This is a genomic window from Pseudolysinimonas kribbensis (assembly GCF_039531715.1).
In the GTDB taxonomy this organism is placed as follows: domain Bacteria; phylum Actinomycetota; class Actinomycetes; order Actinomycetales; family Microbacteriaceae; genus Pseudolysinimonas; species Pseudolysinimonas kribbensis.
The window spans coordinates 582,392-604,790 of the sequence record NZ_BAAAQO010000003.1 but is presented as its reverse complement, the minus strand read 5'-3'; the positions used below and the strand labels follow the sequence as shown (position 1 = coordinate 604,790).

The following is a 22,399-nucleotide window of genomic DNA, read 5'->3' as shown; positions in this document are numbered from 1 at the left end:
TCGTGGAATGCATCACCGATCTTGCAGGGCGATCCGCCACCGTCGCCGGAAGGAGTCAGCACATGACCCTCGTGGACGACGAGCGCGGGATCACCGCATCCCCGCTCTCCGGGCCGATCCCCGTCATCCCGCCCGTGCCCGCACCGGCCGGCGCCGACCCCGGCGTGGTCGCCTGGGTCTCCCGCATCGCCGCCCTCACCACCCCCGACGACGTCGTCTGGGTCGACGGCTCCCGTGCGGAGCAGGACGCGCTCATCCGGGGCATGGTGGAGCGCGGCACGCTCATCCAGGTCAACCCCGAGCACCGCCCGTACAGCTTCGTCGCCCGCAGCCACCCCGATGACGTCGCGCGGGTCGAGTCCCGCACCTTCATCTGCTCCGCCGACGAGGCGGACGCCGGTCCCACCAACAACTGGATGGCGCCCGACGAGATGCGGGCGACGCTCGAGCCGCTGTTCGCGGGCTGCATGCGCGGCCGCACCATGTACGTCATGGCGTACTCACTGGGCCCGCTGGGAAGCCCGCTCGCCCGGATCGGCGTGCAGGTCACCGACTCCCCCTACGTCGTCGTCTCGACCGGGATCATGACCCGGATGGGCTCCGCCGCCCTCGCGCAGATCGGCCGCGGCACCGAGTGGGTGCCCGCGGTGCACTCGGTCGGATCCCCGCTCGAGCCGGGGCAGGACGACGTGGCGTGGCCGTGCAACGACGTGAAGTACATCTCGCACTTCCCCGAGACACGCGAGATCTGGTCGTACGGATCGGCGTACGGCGGCAACGCCCTGCTGGCCAAGAAGGCGTTCGCCCTGCGGATCGCGAGCGTCATGGCGCGGGACGAGGGCTGGCTCGCCGAGCACATGCTGATCATCAAGGCGACGGACCCCCGGGGCCGGATCTTCCACGTCGCGGCCGCGTTCCCGAGCGCCTGCGGCAAGACGAACTTCGCGATGCTGCAGCCGACGATCCCGGGCTGGAGCATCGAGACGATCGGCGACGACATCGCCTGGCTCGCCATCGGCGACGACGGGCGGCTGCGCGCGATCAACCCGGAGGCCGGCTTCTTCGGCGTCGCTCCCGGCACGGGCGTGAGCACCAACAAGACCGCGATCGAGACCCTCTGGGGCAACACGATCTTCACCAACGTCGCGGTGCGCGACGACGGCGACGTCTGGTGGGAGGGGCTGACCGATTACACGCCCGAGCACCTGACCGACTGGAGGGGCGAGGACTGGACACCGGCATCCGGTCGCCCCGCCGCGCACCCCAACTCCCGCTTCACCGTGAGCGCCGCCCAGTCACCGAGCATCTCGGACGACTGGGACGACCCGCGGGGCGTCGTCATCGACGCGATCATCTTCGGCGGTCGCCGCGCGACCAACGTGCCTCTGGTGGCGGAGGCACGGGACTGGGAGCACGGCGTCTTCATGGGCGCCACGGTCTCGTCCGAGCGCACGGCGGCCGCCGAGGGCACCGTCGGGCAGCTGCGTCGCGACCCGTTCGCGATGCTGCCCTTCTGCGGCTACAACATGGCCGACTACTGGAGTCACTGGCTCGAGATGGGCCGCCGGCTCCGCTCCTCCGGCGGGGTGCCGCGCGTCTTCCAGGTCAACTGGTTCCGGCGCGACGCCGACGGCCGCTTCCTCTGGCCGGGGTTCGGCGACAACGCCCGCGTGCTGGCGTGGATCCTCGAGCGCGTCGACGGCACGGCGGAGGCGACCGCGAGCCCGCTCGGCTGGATCCCGGCGCCCGGCGCGCTCGACCTCGAGGGCTCCGGTGTCGACGACGCCGACCTCGCGCGGCTGTTCGCGATCGAGCCCGAGGCCTGGCTGCGCGAGGCGGACGACGCGGAGGAGTTCCTGACGAGCTTCGGCGACCGGGTTCCGGATGCCGTGCTCGCCCAGCTCGAGGAGCTGCGCGCCCGCCTGCGCGCGGCCTAGCCACCGGTCGGCGCGGCGGCGGCGACCGCGCGACCCGCTCGGCCCGCGCGGATTTCTGCTGTGATGGTTGGATGCTGAGCTTCGTGGTCGTGCCGCAGTGGCAGGGATCGCCCTCCTCGCGGGCGATGCGCCTCGCCGAGGGGGCCGCCGCGATCCGCGGCGACCTGCCACCGCAGGCGACGCGGGAGATCGCCGTGCCGCTGGAGGCGGGCGACGAGCAGAACACCGGGATCGCGCGGTTCAGCTCGCTGCAGCTCGTGCGCGAACGGCTCGCCGACGCGCTCGAGGAGCTGCCGGGGCCGTCCGTCGTGATCGGCGGCGACTGCGCCGTCTCGGACGCGGCGGTGCGGCATGCGGCCGGGCGGCATCCGGAGGTCGCCGTCGTCTGGTTCGACGCCCACCCGGACCTTAACACCGGCGCGAGCTCCCCGTCGGGCGCGTATGCGGGCATGGTGCTGCGCTCGGTCGTCGATCACGGGATCGTGGCGCCGACGCGGGTCGTGCTGGCGGGAGCGCGTTCCTGGGATCCCGAGGAGGAGAGCTTCGCGCGGGCATCCTCGATCGCGACGATCGCGGCCGACGCCGTGGACGCCGAGCCGCTCGTCGCGGCGGTCGAGGCGACCGGCGCGGATGCGGTGTACCTGCACATCGACCTCGACGTGCTCGACCCGGGCGAGCTGCGCGGCCTGCTGGATCCCGAGCCGTTCGGGGTGCCGGCGACGCGGCTGGTCGCGGCGATCCGGGCGCTCGTGCAGCGTTTCCCGCTCGCGGGCGCGACGATCGCCGCCTACGCGCCGGCCGGGCCGGACGACCTCGCGGACGACGGCCCCACCATCCTGCGGATCATCGGCGCCCTCGGCTCGCGCGCCGCGAGCTGACGTCTTCCTCCTCGGGGCTGCACGCACCCCGCCGGACCGGGCAGGCTGTGCGTATGGCTGAAGCGGAGTACGACGTCATCGTCATCGGCGGCGGCGCGGTGGGCGAGAACGTCGCCGACCGTGCCGTGCAGGGCGGCCTGTCGGCCGTCATCGTGGAGTCCGAGCTCGTCGGGGGCGAGTGCTCCTACTGGGCGTGCATGCCGTCGAAGGCGCTGCTGCGCGCGGGCGCCGCGCTGCGGGCGGCGCGCGACGTGCGCGGAGCCGCGCAGTCGGTGACCGGCGGCGTCGACCCCTCGGAGGCGTTCGCCCGGCGCTCCGAGATCATCCACGACTGGGACGACAGCTCCCAGGTCGAGTGGGTCGAGGGTGCGCACATCGGGCTCGTGCGCGGTCACGCCCGGTTCACCGGCCCGAAGGCGCTGCGGGTGGAGGCCGCCGACGGCACGGTCACCGAGCTGACGGCGCGCCACGCCGTCGTCGTCAGCACCGGCAGCGATCCGCTGCTGCCGGACGTGCCCGGCCTCGCCGATGTGCGGCCGTGGACCAGCCGTGACGCGACGAGCGCGACGCGGGCGCCGGCGACGCTCGCGATCCTCGGCGGCGGCGTCGTCGCCTGCGAGATGGCGACCGCGTACGCATCGTTCGGCACGGCGGTCACCCTCGTCGTCCGCGGGCAGGCGCTGCTGACCGGCCAGGAGCCGTTCGCCGGCGAGCTCGTGCGCGCGTCGCTCGAGAAGGCGGGCGTGAGCATCCGGATGGGCGCGGAGGCGGCATCCGCCCGCCGCGATGACGACGGGGTCACCCTCTCGCTGACGGACGGCGGCTCGCTGACCGCCGAGGAGGTGCTCGTGGCGATCGGCCGCACGCCGCGCACGACCGACCTGGGCCTCGAGGCGATCGGACTCACTCCCGGCGACTGGATGCAGGTCGACGACACCCTGCGCGTGGTGTCGGCCGGCGCGGACGGGTTCGACTGGCTGTACTCCACGGGCGACGCGAACCACCGCGCGCTGCTCACCCACCAGGGCAAGTACCAGGCCCGGGCGTGCGGCGACGTCATCGTCGCGCGTGCGAAGGGCGAGCCGGTCGACGACGCCCCGTGGGGGCGGCACGTGGCGACGGCCGACCACGAGGCCGTGCCGCAGGTCACCTTCACCGACCCCGAGGTGGCGTCGGTGGGGCTGACCGCTGCGGCGGCCGAGAAGGCCGGATACCGCACGCGCGTCGTCGACTACGACCTGTCGTGGCTCGCGGGGGCCTCCGTGCACGCCGACCATTACGAGGGGAAGGCGCGGGCGATCGTCGACGAGGACCGCAAGGTGCTGCTCGGTGTGACCTTCGCCGGCCCGGACGTCTCGGAGATGCTGCAGGCCGCGACGATCGCGGTGGTCGGCCAGGTGCCGCTCGATCGGCTCTGGCACGCCGTTCCGGCGTACCCGACGCTCAACGAGGTGTGGCTGCGGTTCCTGGAGACCTACGGGCGCTGAGGCCGACGGACGCCGAGGCCGACGGAGGCCGGGCGGGTTCAGCTGACGAGCGTGCGCGCGTTCGCGTCGCCGGAGGTCCACGCGTAGACGCGGTGCTCGCGGTCGGCCTCGATCGGCAGCATCTCCTCGAGCCAGACCTCGACGGCGCGCGTCAGCGACTGGCCGCGCTCGCGCAGCAGCCAGGTGACGCAGACCCGCCCGGGCGCGCGGACGGGGCGGATGTCGTCGGCGCTCTGCGCCTCGACGAACACCTGCCCGCGGGCCTTGGCGGGGAGGGTCGCGAGCACGGTCTCCGCGATCGGGAGGTCGTCGGTCGTCACGCCGAGCAGCACGAGGTCGCCGACGACGGGGTTCCACGAGATGGAAGCCGGGAGCACGTCGGTGAGGAGCATCGTGCTGCCAGTATAGGCAAGCCTTACCTATGCCTTGCTGGGAACCGCGTCCCACTGCGGTGGATGCCGACGGTCCCAGTGCAGGCGCCGCTCCAGCTGCGCGCCGATCGCGAGCAGCACGTGCTCGCCCCCCGGCCGGCCGATGAGCTGCACGCCGAGCGGGATGCCGTCCTCGGTCTGCGAGACCGGCAGCACGATCGCCGGCAGCCCGGTGGCGTTCACGAACGAGGTGTACGGGGTGAACCGGCACTGCTGCGCGAAGTTCTCCTCGGCGTCCTCGACGTCGTACCAGCCGAGCGGCCGCGGGGTCATCGCGAGCGCGGGCGTGAGCACGGCGTCGTACGCCGAGAGCTGTGTGATGAGCCGCCGCTCGTACTGCGCGACCCAGCGCAGCGCGCCCGCGAGCTCGGCGCCCGTCACAGCGCGTCCGCGGCGGATGAGCCAGGCGGTCAACGGTTCGACCGCGTCGAGCGCCTCGTCGGGCACCGGGATCGCGCCGGCGCCGCCCTGCCAGAGGGTCGTGAAGGCGGGCGCGTAGCCCTCCTCCGGCGCGAGGCGCAGCTCCTCGACGCCGTGGCCGAGGGCATCCAGCTCGCGCAGCGCCAGGTCCAGCGCGGAGCGCGGGGCGTCGTCGAGCGCGATGTCGTAGGCGAGCGACCACGGCGAGTCGATCGTCACCGCGAGCTGGTAGCGGCCCTCGCCGCGGACCGCCGCGTTGAGGTAGGCGCCGCCGTCCCACGCGGGCGCCTCGGTCGCCCAGGCGTACGGGCCGCCGTCGACCATGGCGTCCAGCAGCAGGGCCGCGTCGGAGACCGTGCGCGCGATCGGGCCGGGCACGACGAATCCGCCGAGGCTGTCGAAGCCGGCGCCGGCAGGGATCCGGCCGCGCGAGGGCTTGAGTCCGACGAGTCCGTTCGAGGCGGCCGGGATGCGGATGGATCCGCCGCCGTCGGACCCGGGCGCGACCGGAAGGAGGCCCGCCGCCACCGCCACGGCCGCTCCCCCGCTCGAGCCGCCGGCGCCGAGCGTGGTGTCGTACGGGACGCGGGCCGGACGGTTCGCGAGCGGCTCGGTGTAGCTCGGGAGTCCGAACTCGGGGGTGTTGGTCTTGCCGAGGCTCACCGCGCCCGCGTCGTCGAGCACCCGGACCAGCTCGTCCGACTCGTCGGGCACGTTGTCGCGCAGGAGGCGCGATCCGAACCGGGCGGGCACGCCGGCGCGGCGCCAGAGGTCCTTGTCGCCGAGCGGGAGGCCCCACAGCGGCAGCGCCGTCGGGAGGCCGGCGACCTCGCGCGCACGATCGCGGGCGCGGTCGGCCGTGACCGTCACGAACGCGCCGAGGTCGGCATCCAGCCGCTCGATCCGCTCGAGATAGTGCTCGGTCAGCTCGAGCGGTGTCAGTTCGCCGCGCCGGAGCCGGTCCAGCTGCTCGAGGGCGGTGAGGTGATGCAGCTCGGATGCCACGGGTTCAGCCTACGAACCCCGCCCGCGCCGCCGCCGGGTTGACATCCCCGACGTGCCATGGTTCATTAGTCAAGTAATGAACCCCATAACCGAGGCGCGCGCCATCTTCCTGCAGATCGCAGAGCAGATCGAGAACGACATCCTCTCGGGCGCGCACCCGGAAGAGACCCAGGTCCCCTCGACGAACGAGTTCGCCGCCTTCCACCGCATCAACCCGGCGACCGCCGCGAAGGGCGTGAACCTGCTCGTCGACCGCGGGATCCTCTACAAGAAGAGAGGGATCGGCATGTTCGTCGCCGAGGGCGCCCGCGCCCGCATCATGGCCACGCGCCGCGAGGACTTCCGGGAGCAGTACGTGCTCCCCCTGCTGGCGGAAGCCGACAAGCTCGGCATCAGCCCGACCCAGATCGCCGACATGATCCGAGGAGACAAGTGACCGACGACACCATCGTCCAGGCAGCCGGGCTGACCCGCCGATTCGGCGACGTGCTCGCCGTGGACGACGCGAGCTTCGAACTGCAGGCCGACCGCATCTACGGCCTGCTCGGACGCAACGGGGCGGGCAAGACCACGCTCATGCACCTGCTGACGGGGCAGGACTTCCCGAGCGCCGGCGCGCTCGAGGTCTTCGGTCACGCGCCGGCCGAGAACGCGCACGTGCTGCAGCAGCTGTGCTTCATCAAGGAGAGCCAGCGCTACCCCGACGACTTCCGCGTCAAGCACGTGCTGCGAAGCGCCCCGTGGTTCTTCGAGAACTGGGATGCCGACTTCGCCGAGCAGCTCGTCGACGACTTCCAGCTGCCGCTGAACCGGCGCATCAAGAAGGTCTCGCGCGGGCAACTGAGCGCCGTCGGCGTGATCGTCGGCCTCGCGAGCCGTGCCCCGCTGACCTTCTTCGACGAGCCGTACCTCGGTCTCGATGCCGTCGCTCGGCAGACCTTCTACGACCGGCTGCTCGCCGACTACGCCGAGCATCCCCGCACGGTCGTGCTCTCGACGCACCTGATCGACGAGGTCGCCGACCTGCTCGAGCACGTCCTCGTGATCGACCGGGGGCGCATCATCCTCGACGAGGGCGCGGACGAGCTCCGCGAGAGCGCGACCACCCTCGTCGGAGCGCGCGCGACGGTCGACGCCTTCGTCGGGGCGCGCGACGTGCTGCACCGCGACGGGATCGGCGGCCTCACCTCGGTGACCGTGACCGGCCTGACGGCCCCGGAGCGCCGAGAGGCGACCGCGTCCGGCATCGAGCTCGCGCCGGTCTCGCTGCAGCAGCTCGTCGTCCACCTCACCCGCTCGTCCGAGAAGGAGTTCGCATGACCGCCGTCGCCCTCGCCCCCGTCCGCCGCCGCGGAGCGAGCCGCATCCGGAGCGTCGCCCGCCTGTACTTCACCAACCCGATGACGATCGCCGTGACGCCGTTCATCGTGCTGGCGACAATCTTCCTGCTCAACATCGCGGTCTGGGGGATCATCGTGGTCGCGGCGCCCGGCGATCCGGATGCCGCCGACGGATTCAGCTACTCCGGCGCCAGCGCGTGGATCTTCTTCTACATGGCCGTCGTCGCGATCCAGGCGATGAACAACACGTTCCGGCTCGCGCTCGGCTTCGGCGCCACCCGCCGCGACTTCTATCTCGGCTCGACCCTGGTCTTCCTGCTGATGTCGGTGATCTTCACGGCGGCCATCACGATCCTCGGCCTGCTCGAGAACGCCACGAACGGATGGGGGCTCGGCGGGCACATTTTCACCCCCGTCTACTTCGGCTCCGGCTGGGCGGTGCGGATCCCCGTGATCCTCTGCCTGTTCCTCTTCTTCACCTTCACGGGGTCGGCATTCGGGGCCGTGTTCGTGCGGTGGGGACGCAACGGGCTGCTGATCTTCGGCGGCATCCTGCTGACGATCGTCGTGCTCATCGGACTCGTCATCGCGCTCCTGGACGCCGGTGCGCAATTCGGCGCCTGGCTCGGGGCCAACGCGCCGTTCGGGCTCGCGCTGTGGAGCCTCGTGCCGAGTGCCGTGTTCTGGATCGCGGGGTTCCTGATCCTGCGCGGCGCCACACCGAAGAACTAGGCCGCCGCGCCGTCCGGACCCGAGCCGGCACCGGGTTCGGTGCCGGCTCCCGCGCGTTCGTGGTGACGACCCACGGTGTCGTCCAGCTCCTGGAAGACGGTCACCTGCATCCCGTCGGGCGCCTCGGCCCGCGCGTTGAGGGAGTTCCACGGGGTGCGGGTGGGCGGGGCGACCGGCGTCGCACCCGCGGCCTCGAGGTCGATCGCCGCGGCCACGGCATCCGTCACCTCGAAGGCGATCCGCACTCTGCCCGGGAACGGATGGGCCACCGGCCGGCCGACCTCGACCCGGTCGATGAACTCGATCTGGGCAGGGTTGGCGAGCTCGAGAGTCGCCGTCTCGATCGGCAGGATCGCGACGCGCGCCCCGCCCTCGGCCTCGTAGGCGTCCGCTTCGGGCAGGCCCAGCGCCTGCCGGTAGAAGGCGACGGCGGCATCGACGTCGTCGACCTCCAGCACGAGCCGCAGCTGTCGGGTGGTCATGGCGCTCTCCTCGCGTCTATCGCTTGAGGCTCTTCTGCAGCATGTAGGTGCCGAGCCAGCGGTCGAACTTGAAGCCGACCCTGCCCATGTGGCCGACCTCCGTGAATCCGAAGCGCTTGTGCATCGCGATCGACGCCTCGGCGCCGCGGTCGGCGATGACCGCGATGACCTCCTTCATGCCGGCCGTCTTCGAGCGCGTCAGCAGCTCGGCGAACAGCGCCGTGCCGAGACCCTTGCCGGTGGCGGCGGCGCGCAGGTAGATCGAGTCCTCCACCGTGTAGCGGTAGGCCGCCTTCGCCTTCCACGGCGAGACGTACGCGTACCCGAGCACCTGACCGCTCGGCGACACCGCGACGATCCACGGATACCCGCCCTGCTGGCCGTGCCGGAACTTGTCGCGGAACTCCTTCAGGGTCAGGGCGTCCTCGTCGAACGTGACCGTCGAGTTGGCGACGTAGTGGTTGTAGATCTCGCGCATGTCGGGCACGTCGGCGGCGGTCGCCTCGCGGATCTCGAACGAGAACTCCGGCTCCGGCTCCGGGGCCGGGCGGAGGTGGCGCGGCAGCTCGCGGCGCGGGTTGTACTCCTCCTCCAGCATGGGTTCGAGCCTACGGGCCCAGCCCCCAGTCCACAGGTGCGGCACCCCCCTGCACGAACAGCGCGTTGGCGCGACTGAACGGCCTCGAGCCGAAGAAGCCGTTCGACGCGGAGAGCGGGCTCGGGTGCGCGGAGGCGATCACCGGGGTGTCGCCGAGCAGCGGGCGCAGGGTGCCGGCATCCCGGCCCCACAGGATCGCCACGAGCGGGGTGCCGCGCGCGACGAGGGCGCGGATGGCGTGCTCGGTCACGGCCTCCCAGCCCTTGCCGCGATGCGAGCCGCTCGCCCCCGCCTGCACGGTGAGCGAGCGGTTCAGCAGCAGCACTCCCTGCCGCGACCACGCGCTCAGGTCGCCGTGCTCGGGGGTCGGGATGCCGAGATCGTCACGCAGCTCGCGGTAGATGTTCTGCAGGCTCCGCGGCACCGGTCGCACGTGCGGCTCGACCGCGAAGCTGAGCCCGATCGGGTGCCCGACCGTCGGATACGGATCCTGCCCGACGATGAGCACGCGCACGTCGTCGAACGGCTGCTCGAACGCACGCAGCACCCGCGACCCCTCCGGCAGGTACCGGCGGCCCGCCGCGGTCTCCGCCCGCAGGAAGTCGCCCATGCGCGCGATGTCGCCCGCGACCGGCTCGAGGGCGCGCGCCCATCCGGGGTCGACGAGCTCGGCGAGCGGTCGTGCCACGCTCAGGCCTCCAGGGTGCCGACGACGATCCCCGGCGCGTCGTCCAGCACGCGCCAGACGTTGCCCGACCCCGCGATCCGCAGGCCGTCGTCGTTGACCACCAGCACGGTGCCCTCGTCGATCGCGACGCCGCCCTCGACGAGCCCCGCCTCCGTGGCCGCGACCAGCCGGGAGAGCGTGCCCCACTGCGCGGCGTGCACGTCGACCGCGAGGTCCACGAGCCCGATGCCCTCGGCGACGGTGACCTCGTCGAGGTCCTCCGCGGTCTCGGCCGGGCAGACCGGCACGCCGTCGAGGCGCCAGCCGCCCACGATGGCCCGGTCGGCCGCGATCATGGCGCCGGCCGAGTAGCCGAGGTAGGGCAGCCCGTCCGCCACCAGCAGCCGGATCTCGTCGATGAGCGGCTGCACCGCCGCGAGGTACGCAGGGGTCAGTCCGCCGCCCACCACCAGCCCGTCGATGTCGGAGAGCACCGAGCTGGCGAACGTCTCGCCCTCCGTCACGATCGACACGATCGGCTGCGCGGAGGCGACCCGCTCGAACACGGCGGCGAACCCGACCGCGGCGTCCTCCTCCTCCGGGTCGAGCTCGGCGGGGTTCACGATCAGCAGCCCGAGCCGCGGGACCATCCGGCCCGACCCGGCGGCGCGCGCCGCCGCCTCCGCCACGAACTCGGCGAGCACGTCGCCGAACGTCTCCGCGCGCCAACCGCCGCCGACCAGGTGGATGCTCACCCGGTCATCCTCTCGCGAGCAGGAGGTCGAGGGCCGACGCGAGCCCGGCGAGCGCGGCGATGTGACCGGCGTCGTCGATCCAGCGCACCTCGGCGTGCGGCAGGCGGCGTGCCAGCAGCTCCGCGTGCGCGGGCGGGATGACGCGGTCGCGCCGGCCCTGGACGAGCACGACGGGCGCGACGACCGCCTCGAGCTCGATGCCCCACGGCCGCACGAACGCGACGTCGTCGTCGACCTGGCCGACCGGTCCGAACGCCGGCGCCCGCTCGCCCAAGTCCTCGCCGAGCCCCGCCCACTCCCCCGCGAGGGCGGCCCAGTCGGTGTCGACGAAGCTGCCGGGATCGAACTGCTCGGTCTCGGCGTGCGCGAGGCGGGCCGCGCGGCCGCGGACCGCGGCGCGCAGGCCTGAATCGTCGGCCATGCCGTCCCACCAGGCGGGCGTGTCCTCGAAGGGGGCGACGCACGCGACCACCGCCACCCCCGCGACCCGCTCGGGCGCGAGCGCGGCGACGGCGAGCGCGTGCGGACCGCCGCCCGAGCCGCCGAGCTGCAGCATCCGGTCGATGCCGAGCGCGTCGGCCACCGCGATCGCGTCGCGCGCGGCGTCGACGACCCGGCGGCCGGGCAGCGGATCGGCGCCGCCGTATCCGGGGCGGGTGAGGGCGATCATCCGGAGCCCGCGGTCGCGCGCGATCGTCAGGAGCGGCTCGTAGAGCGCGCCGGTGTGCGGCGACTCGTGGTGCCAGACCAGAACCGGGTCGCCGCCCCCCGAGCCGGTCGCGACCGGCCCGGTGTCGTCGACCAGCACCGTGCGTGCGTCAGGGACGGCGACGCGCCGCAGCGGCCGGGCGGAGTCGACCTCGTCGTCGGGAGCCATGGGTCTAGTCTCCCCTCATGTCCGGCACCCCCGCGCAGCGCAGCACGGTCGGCGCGATCACCTTCCGGCTCGTCGGGTTCCTCTTCCTCGTCGAGCTGACCAGTGGCATCCTGCAGGGCTACTACGTGCCGCTCGTGACGCAGATCGCCGGCTCGCTGCACGTGACGACCGCCGACTACAACTGGACCGAGGCGGCGCAGCTGCTGGTCTCCGCCCTCGTCGTGCCCGTGCTCGCCAAGCTCGGCGACATGGTCGGCCACAAGAAGATCCTGCTGGTCTCGACGGCGGTCACGGCGCTCGCCAGCTGGGCGCTCGTGGCGAACGGAGGCTCGTTCGCGATCTTCCTCATCGCGTTCGCGGTGCAGGGCTTCTACGTCGTCTGGCTGCCGCTCGAGGTCGCCCTCATCTTCGACCGCGGGCGGCGCACCGGCACGGGCCCGTCGCAGACCCGTCGCGCGGCGGGCTTCCTCGTCGTCGCACTCGAGGCCGGGGCGATCATCGGCGCGCTCGCCTCGAGCAAGGTGTTCGCGGCGACCGGGCACTCCGTGCCGCTGACGCTCATCGTGCCGGCGGCGTGCGTGACGCTCGTCTTCGTCGCGATCCTGTTCGGCGTTCCCGAGTCGGAGCCCGTGCCGGGCCGCACGCTCGACGTGGGCGGGTTCGTCATCCTGACCCTCGCGCTGCTGTTCATCACGGGCGGGCTCACGTTCCTGCGGCTCAACGGGCCGGCGAGCTGGACGGTGTGGGTGCCGATCGCCGTCGGGCTGGCGCTGTTCCTGCCGTTCGGGCGGTGGGAGCTGCGGCACCGGGACCCCGCGATCGACCTGCGCGTGCTCAAGCAGCCGAATATGTGGCCGGTGCAGCTGACCGCGGGGCTGTTCGGGATCAGCGTGCTGGGCGCGCAGATCCCGCTGTCGGCGTTCGCCGCGGCTTCGCCCGCGAAGGTCGGCTACGGCCTCGGCCACGATCCGGATGTCGTGTCGTACCTCATCGGCGTCTATCTCGTCTCGCTCATCGTCGGCGCCGTGCTCTTCCCCGTGTTCTCCCGGATCGTGAGCCCGCGCGCCGCGCTCATCGTCGCGGCGTTCCTGGTCGCGATCGGGTACCTGCTGTTCCTGCCGATGCACGACGAGCTGTGGCAGGTGATCACGAACATGGTGGTCGCCGGCATCGGGTCGGGGGCGCTCGTCGCCTCGCTGCCGGCCGCCGCCGCGGCCGCCGCCCCGCGTGGGCAGTCCGGCATCGCCACCGGCCTCACCAACACGACGAAGACGGTCGGCGGCGCGTTCGCCTCCGCGGTGTTCGGGGTCATCCTGCACGCCGGGTTGTCGGGCGACGTGTCGAGCGGAACGGGGCTCGGCAGCTACATGGCGGTGTGGACGATCTGCGGGGTCGGCGCGCTGGTCGCCGCGGCGCTGCTGTTCGTGGTGCCGCGCCTCGCGTTCGCGGACCCCGAGGGCGTCTCGGCCCCGGAGGTCGCCGCCGAGGCGGTGGCGGCCCCGCGCGACTGACCCGGCCCGCGCGACGCACTCGGCCGCGCGCGACCGACCCGGCCCGCCAGGCCGCGAGCGCCCACGTCCGCATCATGCGGGCGCCGAACACCGTGCCGGCGTGATGCGAACGTCGGCGCTCGATGCGCGTCGCTCACCAGGTGCGGTGCACGCTCGCCTTCGGGCCGGCGACGAGCGAACGCGGCGGCACGTCGGAGGCGACGACCGCGCCGGCCGCGACCACGGCATCCCGGCCGATGCGCACGCCGGGAAGGATCGTGGCGCCCGCGCCGATCCAGACGTTCTCCTCGACCTCGATCGGGGCGCCGGTCAGCCAGTCCCGCCGATCCCCCGGGTCGACCGGGTGGCTGACCGTGATGAACGTCGCCTTCGGCCCGACCATCGTGCCCGCACCGAGCCGGATGCCGGCGTAGTCCAGGAACGTGCAGCCCTGGTTGACGAACACGCGCTCCGCGAGTTCGAGCCGCAGGCCGTGATCGGTGAAGAACGGCGGATAGATCGTGACCCGCGGCGGCAACGGGCGCCCGAGGATCTGCTCGAGCAGCTCGCCCTTGCCGGCCTCGTCGTCGAACGGCAGCACGTTCAGCCGCGACGTCAGGGCCGTGACCTCGAGCACCCGCCGGCTCATCGCGAGGAACTCGTCGCTCAGCGGCCGTGGATCGTCGGGCCCCGACTCGTCGTGGATGCGGAGGATCCGCCCCAGCGCCATCTCAGCCCTTCGGCACGAGCGGCGCCTTGATGACCTTGTACGGCGCCGCCTGCGCCACCGGCTTCACGATGATCTCGTCGAGGTTGACGTGGGCCGGCAGCTCGAGCGCGTGCACGATCACCTCCGCGATGTCGGCGGCGACGAGCGGGTTATCGACCCCGTCGTACACGCCGTCGGCACGGCGGCGGTCGCCCTTGAACCGCACGAGCGAGAAGTCGGTCTTGACCATGCCGGGCGCCACCTCGACGACCCGGATCGGCTCCCCCGCCAGCTCGAGCCGCAGCACCCGCATGAGCGCGTGCTGCGCGAACTTCGCCGCGTTGTAGCCGGCGCCGCCCTCGTACCCGATCGTGCCCGCGATCGAGGTGACGGCCAGGATGTCGGCGTGGCCGGGACGCCCGTCCTCGCCCGGTTCGCGCGCGGCCGCGCGGAGCGCCGGCAGCAGCGCCGCGATCATCCGCTGGGTTCCGAGCACGTTGGACTCGTACATCGCCCGCCAGTCGTCGACGTCCGCGTTCTCGACCGAGTCGAGGCCGAGCGCGCCCCCGGCGTTGTTGACGAGCGCGTCGAGCCGTCCGCCGACGGCGGCGCGCACGGCATCCACCCCCGCCGGATCGGTCACGTCGGCGACCACCGGACGCAGGCCGATCTCGTCGGCCAGAGCGGCGAGCCGGTCGGCGCGACGCGCGACGCCGATCACCTCCCACCCGTGGGCGGCGAGAAGTCTGGACGTAGCCTCCCCGATTCCCGAGCTGGCTCCCGTGACGACGACCGATCGAGGCATGGCCTCTACGTTAGGGGGATGACCGACGCGGCCCCGGCCATCGAGCGTCCGGCTGCCCGCAGCACGCCCCGCGCCAAGGTGCGCGTGCCGTTCTGGGACAACGCGCGCTTCGTCACGGTCGCGCTCGTCGTCATGGGGCACGCCATCCAGCGCCAGACCTCCGACTCCGATGCGGCACTCGCGCTGTACCTGTTCGTGTACGCGTTCCACATGCCGGCGTTCGCGATCATCAGCGGCTACTTCTCGAAGGCATCGCCGCCCTCCTCACGCCAGATCCTCAAGATCCTGAGCGACATCGTCGTGCCCTACGTGATCTTCCAGTCGATCTGGAGCGCCGTGCAGTGGATCGTCGAGGGCAACACGAACGTCGATCTCGCGCAGCCGCACTGGACGCTGTGGTTCCTGCTCTCGCTCGCGGTGTTCCGGATCCTGATGCCCTATCTCGTGCTGCTGCGCTTCCCGCTCGCGTGGGCGGTGATCCTCTCGGTCGCGGTGGGCTACTCCCCCGGCGTCGACTCGACGTTCTCGCTCGCGCGGACGGTCGGCATCCTGCCCTTCTTCGTGCTCGGCTGGCAGCTGCGGCAGTGGAAGGTCGCGGACTGGTGGATGCGGCTGCGGGTGGGCGTCTGGCCGATCCGGCTCGCCGCGCTGGCCGTCTTCGCGACCTGGGCGGCGGCCGTGATCGTCAACCTCGTGCCGTTCCGCAACCTCAGCGTGCACTGGTTCTTCTACGACGACTCCTACCAGGGGCTCGACGCGCAGCAGTGGTGGGCCGGCTTCGTGCGGCTCGGGCTGCTCGCGCTCACCACGATCCTGTGCGCCGCGTTCTTCGCTCTGATCCCGCGGCGCCAGACGTTCTGGACCTCGTTCGGCCAGGCGACGATGTACGTCTACCTGCTGCACTCGTTCGTGCTCTACCCGATCCGCGAGTCGGGAGTGCTCAAGGACGACCACGCGTCGGCGACCTGGTTGCTCACGATGGTCTTCGCCTCGATCGCCCTCGCGATCGCGTTGTCGAGCCCCCTGATCCGCCGGGTCTTCCGCCCGCTCGTCGAGCCCAAGCCGCACTGGCTGTTCATCAAGCTCGACGAGCCGGCGGGACCCTCCCGGGTCGATCCGATGGGGTCCCGCCGCCCCCGCTAGCCGCCTACTCGTACCCGCGCGAGACCCGCCTGGGCAGCACGAACACCAGGGCGAAGGCCACGACCGCGAACACGGCGCTCGTGAACAGGGCCCACGCCGCGCCCGTGCCGAACGCGTGGGCGACGTTGTGCTCGGCGATCGCCTTGAGCGCGGCCTTGAACGCGTCGGTGCCGGGGCCGTACTTGTGCACCGCGGCCTGCACCTGGTCGGCGGTCGGGCCGAGCGCCTTCTTGCCCGGGATGTTGCCGAACAGCACCGATCCGATGATCGCGATGCCGATCGCGGCCCCGATCCGCTGGGCGGTGCCGATGACCCCGGATGCCGCCCCGGCCTCCGGGCGATCCACGGTCGCGACGATGAACTGCGCGTTCGGGGCGATGAACAGGCCGGAGCCGAAGCCCGCGACCAGCAACGGTGCGAGCAGGTCCCAGTTGGTGATGTCCGCTGCGGGCACCCGCCACACGACGAGCCAGGTCGCGATGAGGCCGAGACTGACGAGCGCCGTCCCGATGATCAGCACGGTGCGGCCGAGCCGGGCGGCCAGACGGTTCGACTGCGCGGCGCCGACGATGCTGCCGATCGCGAACGGGATCGAGACGAACCCCGACTCGAGCGCGGTGTGGCCGAGACCCGCCTGCCAGAACAGCGAGATCGTGAAGAAGATGCTCGTGAACGCGGCGAAGTAGACCAGGGCGAGGAGGACGCCCCCCGAGAACGCCGGATGCGAGAACAGGTGCGGCGGCACGAGCGGTGTCGTGCGCTTGCGACGCGCGACGCCGACCTCCCAGAGCGCGAACAGCACGAGGAGCACGACGCCGCCGGCGAGCGAGAGCCACGTCCAGAGCGGCCAGCCCTGATCCTGCCCCTGGATGAGCGGCACGAGGAGTGCCGTGAGCGCGCCGGCCACGAGCACGAAGCCGACGAGGTCGATGCCGCGGGCCTCCCGGCCCTCGGCGCCGGATGGCAGCAGGAAGAGCGCCGCGACCAGCGCGATGACGCCGAAGGGCAGGTTGACGAAGAAGATCGAGCGCCATCCGGTCTCGTCGCCGAGCCACTGGATCAGCAGGCCTCCGACGATCGGGCCGAGCGCACTGGACACCCCGATGACGGCTCCCATGATGGCGAAGGCACGCCCGCGGACGCGGCCGGGGAACATGAGCTGGATGAGCGCCGTGACCGGCGGGAAGAAGATGCCGCCGGCCAGGCCCTGCACCACGCGGGCCGTGATGAGCTCGCCGGAGGTCTGCGAGACGCCGGCGCCGAAGCTGGCGATCGTGAACAGGGCGATGCCGACGATGAACACGCCCTTGTGCCCGAAGCGGTCGCCGATGCGGCCGGCCGGGATGAGGGCGAGGCCGTAGGCGAGCGCGTAGCCCGACACGATCCACGAGAGGGTGGCCTCGTCGGCGTGGATGCTGGTGCGGATGACCGGCAGCGCGACATTGACGATGGTGGTGTCGAGCAGGGCCATCGAGGTGCCGAGCAGCACCACGGCGAAGGCGAGCCAGGTGCGCCGGCTGACGGCGGGTGCCTGGGGAGGGGCGGTCTGGGTCACGGGTGTTCCTCTCGGGACGAGCGGTCCTGGATGATCTCGGGCAGGTGGTCGATGGTGTCGCGCAGCCACTCGATGTCGGCGACGATGCGGGCCCGGCGGTGCCGCATCGCGTACTGCTCCGCGAGGTTGAGGTACTGCGAGATCGTGTCGAGGTGGGCCCGCTCGTCGGCCTCGAGAGCGACGAGCTTGGCGAGGCGGGCGTCGAGCAGCGAGCGCAGGTTGCCGAGCTTGTCGCCGGTCACGCGCGTGAAGGCCAGGTCGAACGGATCCGGGCGGAAGACGATCTCGCGCAGCGTGCCGATCAGCTGCGCGCCGAGCGAGATGCGCCCCTGCTCGGTGATCCGCCAGACCTGCCGCTCCGGGTATGCGCCCTCCCGCTCCGTCCGCACCGCCTCGATGAGCCCCTCCGCGGCGAGCCGCTTCAGCGCGCCGTAGAGACCGCCGACGGAGATGTCGGTCCACATGTCGATGTGCTCCTCCTCGGCGAGGAGACGCAGCTGGTGTCCATGCATCTCGCCGCGCTCGGAGAGCGCGCCGAGGATGAAGAGGCGGATGGATGACACGCGACTACTCTCGCGAAAGTAGTCGCGTGCTGTCAAGCGCGGAGACCGGGTCTGTGACGTCGTGTGTCGGGCTCGATTGCCCGTCCCGACCGGGCTGTTTACATTGGCACCCGAGACCCGAGGAGAGGACATCATGGCCGACGACTGGAAGTTCGAGACCAAGCAGATTCACTCCGGTGCTGCACCGGACCCCGTGACCAACGCGCGCGCGACGCCCATCTACAAGACCACCGCGTACGTCTTCAACAGCGCCGAGCACGCCAAGAACCTGTTCGCGCTCGCCGAGTTCGGCAACATCTACTCGCGCATCATGAACCCGACCAACGACGTCGCCGAGCAGCGCATCGCCGCGCTCGAGGGCGGCACCGCGGCGCTCACCACGGCATCCGGCTCGTCGGCGATCACCTACGCGGTGCTCAACATCGCCCAGTCCGGCGACCACATCGTCTCGTCGAGCTCGATCTACGGCGGCACGTACAACCTGTTCAAGTACACGCTGCACAAGCTCGGCATCGAGGTCACCTTCGTCGAGGACCAGGACGACGCAGAGGAGTGGCGGGCCGCGATCCGGCCCAACACCAAGCTGCTGTTCGCCGAGACCATCGGCAACCCGAAGATCAACATCCTCGACATCGAGAAGGTCGCGGAGGTCGCCCACGCGGCCGACCTGCCCCTCATCGTCGACAACACCATCGCGACGCCGTACCTGATCCGCCCGTTCGAGTTCGGCGCCGACATCGTGGTGCACTCGGCGACCAAGTTCCTGAGCGGTCACGGCACGGTCATCGCCGGCGCGATCGTCGACGGCGGCAAGTTCCCGTGGTCGGAGCATGTCGACAAGTTCCCCGGTCTCACCGAGCCCGACCCGTCGTACCACGGCGCGTCGTACACGACGGTGCTCGGCAATGGCATCGCCTACGTGATCAAGGCCCGCGTGCAGCTGCTGCGCGACACCGGTGCGGCGCTCTCGGCCGACAGCGCGTTCTCGCTCATCCAGGGCATCGAGACGCTGTCGCTGCGCATCGAGCGCCACGTGCAGAACACCCAGGCGATCGCGGAGTGGCTCGAGAACCACCCCGACGTGGCCTCGGTCAACTACTCGGGGCTGCCGTCGAGCCCGTGGTACGCGAGCGCCAACAAGTACGCCCCGAAGGGCGTCGGCGCGGTGCTCTCCTTCGAGCTCAAGGGCGGGGTGGATGCCGGCCGCGCCCTCGTCGAGAACGTCACGCTGTTCAGCCACCTGGCCAACATCGGCGACGTGCGCTCGCTGATCATCCACCCGGCGTCGACGACGCACTCGCAGCTCACCCCCGAGCAGCAGCTCACGACCGGCGTCACCCCCGGCCTCGTGCGCCTCTCGGTCGGGCTCGAGAACATCGACGACCTGAAGGCGGACCTCGAGGCGGGATTCGCTGCCGCACGCAGCGCGTCGGCCGCGAACGCCACGGCGTAACGCGTTCCCGCGAGCGGGTCGAGGAGCCGTAGGCGCTGCTCGGCCCGCTTCGTGCGTAATACCCGCGCCGCAGCCGGGAGAATGAGCACGTGGACTGGCAGACCCCGGAGGACGCGGTCCCGTCGGCGTTCGTCACCAACGCCGACCGGCGCGCGCTGTCCGCGCTGCCGCCGGCGACCGGCGCGTGGCGGATCGGCGACCCGGTGGGCGACCGGAGATTCGCCGACCTCGGCGAGGTCGCACTGGAACGCGGCGGCGCGGTCCCGTACGTGCAGCTCGCCTACGAGACCTGGGGGCAGTTGAACGCCGCCCGCGACAACGCGGTGCTCGTGCTGCACGCCCTCACCGGCGACAGCCACGTCGTGGGGCCGGCCGGCCCCGGCCACCCCACCGCCGGCTGGTGGTCGGGACTCGTGGGCGAGGGTCGCCCGCTCGACCCGGCCGACTGGTTCGTCGTCGCCCCCAACATGCTCGGCGGCTGCCAGGGGTCGACCGGTCCGGCCTCGATCGCTCCCGACGGCGAGGAGTGGGGCGCGCGGTTCCCGTACCTGACGATCCGGGATCAGGTTCAGGCGCAGCGGATGTTCGCCGACGTCCTCGGCATCGAGCGCTGGGCGCTCGTGATCGGCGGCTCGATGGGCGGGATGCAGGCCCTCGAGTGGGCGGTCGGGCATCCGGAGCGGGTCCAGCGGGTCGCGGTGCTCGCCGCTCCTCCCATCTCGAGCGCCGACCAGATCGCGCTCAACTCGGTGCAGAGCGAGGCGATCCGCATGGATCCGGGCTTCGACGGCGGCGCCTACTACGACGCCCCGGACGGCGCGGGACCGCACCGCGGACTGGGCCTCGCCCGCCGGATGGCGCTGTTGAACTACCGCTCCCCCACCGAGCTCAACGACCGGTTCGAGCGGTCGTGGCAGTCGGGGCTCAGCCCGCTCGGCGGCGGCGGCGTCTTCGCGGTGGAGAGCTACCTCGGATTCCACGGCAACAAGTTCACCCGGCGCTTCGACGCCAACAGCTACCTCTCGCTCGTCGACGCGATGAACTCCCACGACGTCGGCCGCGACCGCGGCGGCGTCGCCGCCGCCCTCTCGCGCGCCACGGCCCGGGCCCTCGTGCTCGGCATCGACAGCGATCGGCTGTTCCCCGTGCCGGGTCAGCAGGTCATCGCGCGGCACCTTCCGGGCAACATCGACGGTGATGCACCGGTCGTCATCTCGTCGCCGTACGGGCACGACGCCTTCCTCATCGAGGACGAACTCGTCGGCGCCGAACTGCGACGTCTGCTCGACGAGAGCTGAACACGCGCGGGCAGCCGCCCCCGTTCGGGTGCCCGGGTACGCCAGAATCGGTCTGTCATGGACCTCATCGGCAAAGAGCGGGATCGTCTCCTGCAGCGCGCCGCCCGGGTCTGGGCGCTCAGCTTCACCTTCGTCTCGTTCGTGTGCATCGTGCTGCCGGGAGCGATCGACCGCGACACCCTGTTCGTCTGCCTGCCGCTGTACCTCGCGCTCGGGGTGTTCCAGATGCTCATGGGGTGGATGCGGCCGGTGCCGTGGGCGCTCCTGTCCGCTGCCGCCGGCATCGGCATCCTGGTCGTCGCCGCCCTCCTGCCGAGCGCGCCGCCGTCGGTCGCCGGCGAGTCGGCCCTGCTCGAACTGGGCGCCGCCGCCCTTCCGGCGATCGCGCTCGTGCTGCTGACCTCGTGGTGGCGGATCCTGCTGCTGATCGTCGCGTTCCTCGGCGTCGTCGTCGCGGTCGAGCTCGGCGTGCCCGAGCTCGGCACCGGCCTGCGCTCGGGGGCCCTCGTGGTCGTCGGCTGGGTGCTGGCCTCTCTCGTCGGCGCGTGGATCCTCGCCGCCGTCCCGCAGGCCGGCAAGCGCATCGCGAGCATCGGCCGCGCCCACCGCGCGGAGCGCCAGGCGAGCGAGCTCGAGGCGCAGCGCCGGCAGGGCGCCCGGCTGCTGCACGACACCGTGCTCGCGACCCTGACCCTGCTCGCCCACTCCGGCGTCGGGGTCTCGCCCGACGCCCTGCGTCAGCAGGCGAGCGAGGACGCCCAGCTGCTCCGGCAGCTGCGGCTCGGCGCCAACTCGAACGTGCCCGAGCGGGTCAGCACGACGACCTCCCCCGTGCCCGTCGCCGACGAGCCGGTGCTCGGCACCACCCTCGAGTCGGTGAAGCAGCGCTTCGGGCGCATGGGACTGCAGGTCAGCTGGCACGGTACCGGGCAGGTCCTACTGCCGAGCCACACGCTCGACGCGTTCCTCCTCGCGCTGGCCGAGTGCCTCGAGAACGTGCGCCGGCACTCGGGCGTGACCGAGGCCCACGTGACGATCACCGACGACGACACGATCGTGCGCGCCCTCGTCACCGACGCCGGCGTCGGATTCGACATCGCCGACATCGATGAGGCCAAGCTCGGCTTCACCGAATCGGTGGTCGGCCGCCTGCGGGAGGTGGGCGGCAATGCGCGCCTGTTCTCCGCTCCGGGATCGGGCACGACCGTCGTGCTCGAGGTGCCGCGCACGGAGGTGAGCGCCTCGTGACCTTCTCGCAGCCCGAGGAGAACACCCTCGGCGCCATCGTCGGCAATGCGCGCCGCCGGGTGACGAACACGGCGCGCCGGATCGGCCGGGCGAGCGCCCACCGCGGAACGCTCGGCACGGCCTTCCTGGGGCTCGGGGCCGCCATCATCGTCGGACTGCGCGCCGTCTACGGGATCGGGTGGTTCGCGGCGCTCTGGGGCAGCTATCCGTTGCCCGCCTTCGCGGTCGCGGCCTGGCTCGTGCTGATCGCCGTCATCGTGCTCGCGGTCGTGGCGCTGCGGGCGATCGGCGATCAACTGCCCGACTGGATGTTCGCGGTCTTCCTGTTCGGCGTCGCCGCGGCGACCGCCCTCGACATCACGGCGGTCTGGGATCTCCACGACATCGGCCGCAACGCCCAGGCGGGGCTGGCCGCCGGCATGGCGCTGCTGCTGCTCGTGGCGCAGCGCGGCCGGGCCGAGCTCGTGGTGTCGACGAGCGTGCTCGGCGTCGGCATCGCGATCGCCATGTTCCTCGACGCGCCGAC

Annotated in this window: 22 protein-coding genes and 1 pseudogene; 12 read left to right on the top strand and 11 right to left on the bottom strand. The window is 72.0% G+C overall.

Annotated elements, in window-relative coordinates; all coding sequences use genetic code 11:
* The first annotated feature begins 62 nt into the window (after nt 1-62).
* From ABD285_RS09555 to ABD285_RS09545, 3 genes are all read left to right on the top strand, one after another.
* The gene (locus ABD285_RS09555; RefSeq protein ID WP_344202217.1) at nt 63-1,937 is read left to right on the top strand and encodes a phosphoenolpyruvate carboxykinase (GTP); all 1,875 of its coding nucleotides are present in this window, start codon (nt 63-65) and stop codon (nt 1,935-1,937) included.
* A 71-nt stretch (nt 1,938-2,008) separates the two neighbouring features.
* Complete coding sequence (locus ABD285_RS09550) at nt 2,009-2,815, top strand: arginase family protein (RefSeq protein ID WP_284252630.1); 807 nt, start codon at nt 2,009-2,011, stop codon at nt 2,813-2,815.
* Between the two features lie 53 nt (nt 2,816-2,868).
* Nucleotides 2,869-4,302: a dihydrolipoyl dehydrogenase family protein gene (locus tag ABD285_RS09545; protein WP_284252632.1), complete on the top strand. Its 1,434-nt coding sequence runs from the start codon at nt 2,869-2,871 to the stop codon at nt 4,300-4,302.
* Between the two features lie 38 nt (nt 4,303-4,340).
* Here the strand turns inward: ABD285_RS09545 and ABD285_RS09540 are convergent, their stop codons facing one another.
* Together ABD285_RS09540 and ABD285_RS09535 are read right to left on the bottom strand one after the other, a co-directional pair.
* On the bottom strand, nt 4,341-4,694 hold the full coding sequence (locus ABD285_RS09540; RefSeq protein WP_284252634.1) for an SIP domain-containing protein: 354 nt from the start codon (nt 4,692-4,694) through the stop codon (nt 4,341-4,343).
* Between the two features lie 27 nt (nt 4,695-4,721).
* Nucleotides 4,722-6,158, bottom strand: a complete 1,437-nt coding sequence (locus ABD285_RS09535) for an amidase (RefSeq protein ID WP_344202212.1) — start codon at nt 6,156-6,158, stop codon at nt 4,722-4,724.
* A gap of 76 nt (nt 6,159-6,234) precedes the next feature.
* On the opposite strand from ABD285_RS09535, the gene ABD285_RS09530 reads away from it, so the two are divergent.
* From ABD285_RS09530 to ABD285_RS09520, 3 genes are read left to right on the top strand one after another with little or no spacing between them, the layout of a single operon-like run.
* Nucleotides 6,235-6,594 carry a GntR family transcriptional regulator gene (locus ABD285_RS09530; protein ID WP_344202209.1) on the top strand — a complete coding sequence of 120 codons (360 nt, stop codon included), beginning with the start codon at nt 6,235-6,237 and terminating at the stop codon, nt 6,592-6,594.
* The gene (locus ABD285_RS09525) at nt 6,591-7,478 is read left to right on the top strand and encodes an ABC transporter ATP-binding protein (RefSeq protein WP_284252636.1); all 888 of its coding nucleotides are present in this window, start codon (nt 6,591-6,593) and stop codon (nt 7,476-7,478) included. Before ABD285_RS09530 ends, ABD285_RS09525 begins: the two co-directional genes overlap by 4 nt.
* Nucleotides 7,475-8,230 carry an ABC transporter permease gene (locus tag ABD285_RS09520; RefSeq protein ID WP_284252638.1) on the top strand — a complete coding sequence of 252 codons (756 nt, stop codon included), beginning with the start codon at nt 7,475-7,477 and terminating at the stop codon, nt 8,228-8,230. The genes ABD285_RS09525 and ABD285_RS09520 overlap by 4 nt, the downstream gene beginning before the upstream one ends.
* Here ABD285_RS09520 and ABD285_RS09515 read toward each other — a convergent pair.
* The 5 genes from ABD285_RS09515 to ABD285_RS09495 are packed head-to-tail and all read right to left on the bottom strand — an operon-like array spanning nt 8,227 to nt 11,609.
* A complete protein-coding gene (locus ABD285_RS09515) occupies nt 8,227-8,712 on the bottom strand; it encodes a VOC family protein (protein ID WP_344202204.1) in 486 nt (161 codons plus the stop codon). The two genes, ABD285_RS09520 and ABD285_RS09515, sit on opposite strands and share 4 nt — an antisense overlap.
* 16 nt (nt 8,713-8,728) lie before the next feature.
* Nucleotides 8,729-9,310: a GNAT family N-acetyltransferase gene (locus tag ABD285_RS09510; protein WP_284252642.1), complete on the bottom strand. Its 582-nt coding sequence runs from the start codon at nt 9,308-9,310 to the stop codon at nt 8,729-8,731.
* A 10-nt stretch (nt 9,311-9,320) separates the two neighbouring features.
* On the bottom strand, nt 9,321-9,998 hold the full coding sequence (locus ABD285_RS09505) for a uracil-DNA glycosylase (RefSeq protein ID WP_425564998.1): 678 nt from the start codon (nt 9,996-9,998) through the stop codon (nt 9,321-9,323).
* A 2-nt stretch (nt 9,999-10,000) separates the two neighbouring features.
* Nucleotides 10,001-10,732 carry a Type 1 glutamine amidotransferase-like domain-containing protein gene (locus ABD285_RS09500; protein WP_284252644.1) on the bottom strand — a complete coding sequence of 244 codons (732 nt, stop codon included), beginning with the start codon at nt 10,730-10,732 and terminating at the stop codon, nt 10,001-10,003.
* A 4-nt stretch (nt 10,733-10,736) separates the two neighbouring features.
* Nucleotides 10,737-11,609: an alpha/beta fold hydrolase gene (locus ABD285_RS09495; RefSeq protein ID WP_344202200.1), complete on the bottom strand. Its 873-nt coding sequence runs from the start codon at nt 11,607-11,609 to the stop codon at nt 10,737-10,739.
* Between the two features lie 17 nt (nt 11,610-11,626).
* Here ABD285_RS09495 and ABD285_RS09490 point away from each other — a divergent pair, with 17 nt between their 5' ends.
* Complete coding sequence (locus tag ABD285_RS09490) at nt 11,627-13,120, top strand: MFS transporter (RefSeq protein ID WP_284252650.1); 1,494 nt, start codon at nt 11,627-11,629, stop codon at nt 13,118-13,120.
* Between the two features lie 133 nt (nt 13,121-13,253).
* On the opposite strand, the gene ABD285_RS09485 is transcribed toward ABD285_RS09490, so the two are convergent.
* Complete coding sequence (locus tag ABD285_RS09485) at nt 13,254-13,829, bottom strand: DapH/DapD/GlmU-related protein (protein WP_284252651.1); 576 nt, start codon at nt 13,827-13,829, stop codon at nt 13,254-13,256.
* Between the two features lies 1 nt (nt 13,830).
* Nucleotides 13,831-14,613, bottom strand: a complete 783-nt coding sequence (locus tag ABD285_RS09480) for an SDR family oxidoreductase (RefSeq protein WP_344202195.1) — start codon at nt 14,611-14,613, stop codon at nt 13,831-13,833.
* Nucleotides 14,614-14,631: 18 nt separating this feature from the next.
* Between ABD285_RS09480 and ABD285_RS09475 the strand changes: the two genes are divergently transcribed.
* Nucleotides 14,632-15,756 carry an acyltransferase family protein gene (locus ABD285_RS09475; protein WP_344202192.1) on the top strand — a complete coding sequence of 375 codons (1,125 nt, stop codon included), beginning with the start codon at nt 14,632-14,634 and terminating at the stop codon, nt 15,754-15,756.
* A gap of 4 nt (nt 15,757-15,760) precedes the next feature.
* On the opposite strand, the gene ABD285_RS09470 is transcribed toward ABD285_RS09475, so the two are convergent.
* Both ABD285_RS09470 and ABD285_RS09465 read right to left on the bottom strand, forming a co-directional pair.
* Entirely contained in the window at nt 15,761-17,311 is a 1,551-nt protein-coding gene (locus ABD285_RS09470) for an MFS transporter (protein WP_344202189.1), read from the bottom strand.
* Nucleotides 17,308-17,874, bottom strand: a complete 567-nt coding sequence (locus tag ABD285_RS09465; protein WP_284252658.1) for a PadR family transcriptional regulator — start codon at nt 17,872-17,874, stop codon at nt 17,308-17,310. The genes ABD285_RS09470 and ABD285_RS09465 overlap by 4 nt, the downstream gene beginning before the upstream one ends.
* A 133-nt stretch (nt 17,875-18,007) precedes the next feature.
* Between ABD285_RS09465 and ABD285_RS09460 the strand changes: the two genes are divergently transcribed.
* The 4 genes and pseudogenes from ABD285_RS09460 to ABD285_RS09445 all read left to right on the top strand — a co-directional run.
* Nucleotides 18,008-19,327: a bifunctional o-acetylhomoserine/o-acetylserine sulfhydrylase gene (locus ABD285_RS09460; RefSeq protein ID WP_284252660.1), complete on the top strand. Its 1,320-nt coding sequence runs from the start codon at nt 18,008-18,010 to the stop codon at nt 19,325-19,327.
* 89 nt (nt 19,328-19,416) lie between these two features.
* Nucleotides 19,417-20,625, top strand: coding sequence for a homoserine O-acetyltransferase MetX (gene metX / locus ABD285_RS09455; protein WP_284252662.1), 1,209 nt, complete (start codon nt 19,417-19,419; stop codon nt 20,623-20,625).
* 57 nt (nt 20,626-20,682) lie between these two features.
* Nucleotides 20,683-21,873 carry a sensor histidine kinase gene (locus ABD285_RS09450; protein WP_344202183.1) on the top strand — a complete coding sequence of 397 codons (1,191 nt, stop codon included), beginning with the start codon at nt 20,683-20,685 and terminating at the stop codon, nt 21,871-21,873.
* Nucleotides 21,870-22,399: pseudogene (locus tag ABD285_RS09445) on the top strand (hypothetical protein); the annotation flags it as partial. The gene ABD285_RS09450 and the pseudogene ABD285_RS09445, both read left to right, overlap by 4 nt.